The following is a 2,345-nucleotide window of genomic DNA, read 5'->3' as shown; positions in this document are numbered from 1 at the left end:
AGTTCACGCTGCAGGTCAGTCTCACTCAGGCCCTTCAGTCCTGGGGGATTGCCGGTGAACACCACCTGTTTCACGCTAACCATGGTATGATTATCCCCCGAGAGCGACCGGCGGGCTGTCCCCTCTTCCGGCAGGACCAGCGGGGCGTTCACGGGCGCTTTCGGAGCCAGTACAGACTCCTGGCGTAACTGGTTGCCCAGCGTCCCCGCACCGGGCACGGAAACCGGGGAAACGGCTGAGGCTATACCGGAGTACACCAGCAGGACCAAGGGGGAGAACAGGAAAGTAGCCCGTCGTACGTTTTTAGCACGAGCAAAGCACGCCCGTTTAATCAGACTTTTCATATAGTAATCACCAGATTGGTTTTGATTAAAAAAAGAAACCCGACTATTCCTTCCTGGCGGGCCACATGCAGGCAGACGGCCCACTCAACCCCGACCGTCATCCCGGAACTATCTTAATCTGCTATTTACTAACCCTATAAACCGCAGACGCCTTGCGTAAAACAAATAAAATCTATCTTAACGATCGATTTTACATATCAAACATGTAAATCATAACGATCGAAAAACATAATCAAAAAGGAATAAAAAAAACATAACCCATTGTAATAGAATAGAAAAAGAGGAAAAACAGAAGGTAAACACACGGTAAAGGTGATGTAACAGCAGGGTAACGGGAGAAAATTTCAACAGAAAGGAACAATGAGTGTTCAGGGATGCTTGAATATCTCAGTCAGAAATAATATCTGATAAAAATAATCAAATACAGATATACACATAAACTTATATTTTTTAACACAAAAACCGCAAGAAAATCACTCAGTGTCGAGAATAAATAATTCGAAATTAAATACAATCTGAGGTCTGTCTATTTCCTTACATTTCACAGTCAAAACTTAAGTTTCGATTAAAAGAGCCACTTACGTGGCTCAGAAAAATGGGTAGATTTACTCATCCTCCCGACTTAATATTGTGCTGAATGTATGCCCCTCTGTATCAATCAAAACGAGTTTCAATGGTTCATCCGGCAATCTGTCCAGATCTTCATTTAGTATTCCGGCAGGAAAAACAATCGTTGCCGCAGACCCTACTACAGCCTGTATCCCATAATGACTTACAGAAAACTGATTATAATCATAATCATTCCGGAAACTGTCTTGTGGTAATGAAGACAACATCGCCGTATCCCAGTACATAATCGTTTCCCCACTGGATGTTTTAAGCCACGCTTCCATAATGTGTTCAGGAGCCTCTGGTGTTCCCGCATCTAGATAAGCATGCACAGTGACCCGCCCGTCTGACAGAAGTTTTCCATTCGTGAGACTAATATGATGTGTTGTAGGGCTAACCGGGCCGTGATGATAAGGTGTCACTACAGAGCCACGATAGTAACTGTAAGTCCCTACATCGAAAACCACGACAAATACCAACAGACCTAACGCCAGTTTTTTATAAGCGACAGGACTTACAGGCAGGGGAAGCGAACCGCAGCACCAGTTAAATACCCGACTACCTGTCAAATGTGGCTTCTTCTTCAGAATGATATTATCGAAAGCATAAACATGTGAACCACAGAGAAATATCGTCGTTCCCATTGCAAGATTGCACGCCGCCATTGTCCATTCATCTATACAAGTGGCACCCTGCCAGCCAAACATCAGCATCAGTAACACAGAGAAAAGCATAGAAAGCAACGCTGAGATTCGGGTAAAGAGCCCGAGCATTAGAAATAACCCCGCAATAAGCTCAGCTGCGCTAAACAGGATAACTCCAGCATATAATAGCCAGAAATGTTGCAACATAAAGGAAATAATATGCTCCAGCCCCAACAAAGCACCTGGCATCGCGGTCTGGAACTTGTACGCCATCCAGTGAGGAGCATCCGGATTAAGTTTATCAGGAGCATAAATAAACCGCCGACTCCCCCCTCCCCAGTAGATAAACCCCTGAATAATTCTGACTGCTAATAAACCAATACCAACCATCCAGTATTGAGTAGAGGGGGCAATAGATGTACCAACTAATTCTACTTGAACATTTGTACTGTCGGCAGCATTTTCGGTTTGGTTAAACATATTCATTCATCCCTATTCTAGAAAAAACACCTTGGTTAAATGCAATAACACCAGGTGCATCTGATATTCCAAAATAATAATTGTAGATATATTATTGCAAGCATTATCTGTCTACTGGTATCCCCCCATTTCCCGAGTTACCTGTACGGAGTGAAAATAACAGGCAAAAACCTGTGGCCATATACAATTATTGTAAGTATCCCGCATAATCGTGCCATTCATATTTAGAGATCATCCGGCATAATCAATCTTCCAACGAAGGAGATCG

Annotated in this window: 1 protein-coding gene and 1 pseudogene; both read right to left on the bottom strand. The window is 43.5% G+C overall.

The features are described 5' to 3' along the window. Positions 1-257: pseudogene (locus NA624_RS22945) on the bottom strand (ShlB/FhaC/HecB family hemolysin secretion/activation protein); the annotation flags it as partial. A 692-nt stretch (positions 258-949) separates the two neighbouring features. Further along, on the bottom strand, positions 950-2,077 hold the full coding sequence (locus NA624_RS22940; RefSeq protein WP_001549883.1) for a TQO small subunit DoxD: 1,128 nt from the start codon (positions 2,075-2,077) through the stop codon (positions 950-952). Between the last annotated feature and the right edge of the window lie 268 nt (positions 2,078-2,345).

It is taken from the genome of Salmonella sp. NW38, assembly GCF_051807745.1.
GTDB lineage: Bacteria > Pseudomonadota > Gammaproteobacteria > Enterobacterales > Enterobacteriaceae > Salmonella > Salmonella enterica.
This window is presented reverse-complemented; position numbering and strand designations above follow the sequence as displayed.